This window comes from Microbacterium sp. Y832, assembly GCF_057669765.1.
Genome location: NZ_JBYHFM010000021.1, coordinates 1 through 901, shown reverse-complemented (window position 1 = coordinate 901; position 901 = coordinate 1). Strand labels below are relative to the sequence as shown.

Sequence of the window (901 nt, the reverse complement as noted above, 5' to 3'; positions counted from 1 at the left end):
TCACGGGGTGGGGGTGGTGACGGTGATCTCGGGGAAGCTCACCCGCAGCGGATACGACGCCGCCGAGGTCGGAACCTGCGTCGATACCGCCACCGAACCGGCAGCCTGCAACACAGCCGTCGAATCCGTACGCGTGACCTGCCACCCCGCCGGCTCCGCCTGAGCACCCGCCCAGACCTTGCCCGACAACGTCGTCGGCGACGACCCCGTCACCTCGAACGCCACGTTGTACACCGCACCCGGAGTGATCGTCAGACCAGGAACAGCAAACGCCGCACCGATCGCCGTGCCACCGCGCATCACATGCAGGATCACCGACCCATCGGCAGCGATCCGCACCCGCAGCAGATACTGATCCGCACCCACCTGCCGACCGACGAACGACACATAATGCGCGTTGGCGACCTTGTCGACCGAGAACGACGCCACCATCTTCGAGCTCGTGCTCGACACCCCCGGCAACGACGCCTGCAACGCCGTCGAGTTCAACGCCGTCATCACACCCGCACCAGCCTCAACCGAATACCGCGCCGCGACACCGGACACCGACCACGAACCACCCTGATCAGCCACACCCCAACCCGCCGACACCGCACGCTCGAACCCATCCGCAGCCAACACCCCCGGCACCACCGGCGGCGCCGTCACCGTCACCTGCTCCGACCGCACCCCCGTCGCACCCGCATCATCAGTCACCGTCAACGACACCGTGTACGTCCCCGACACCGCATACGAATGCGACGCCGACACCCCACTGGCCGTCCCACCATCACCGAAGTCCCACGCATACGACACCACCGAACCATCAACATCCGACGACGACGAACCATCCACCGACACCGACAACCCCGACACCACCGACGAGAACCCCGCCACCGGCACCACATTCTGCGGAACCGCA

At 66.5% G+C, this 901-nt stretch carries 1 protein-coding gene; it reads right to left on the bottom strand.

All coding sequences use genetic code 11. From position 1 onward, the window contains the following. Window positions 1-901 (bottom strand): PKD domain-containing protein (locus AC25YV_RS12800; protein WP_488124240.1); only part of this gene is annotated, 901 nt, incomplete at its 5' end.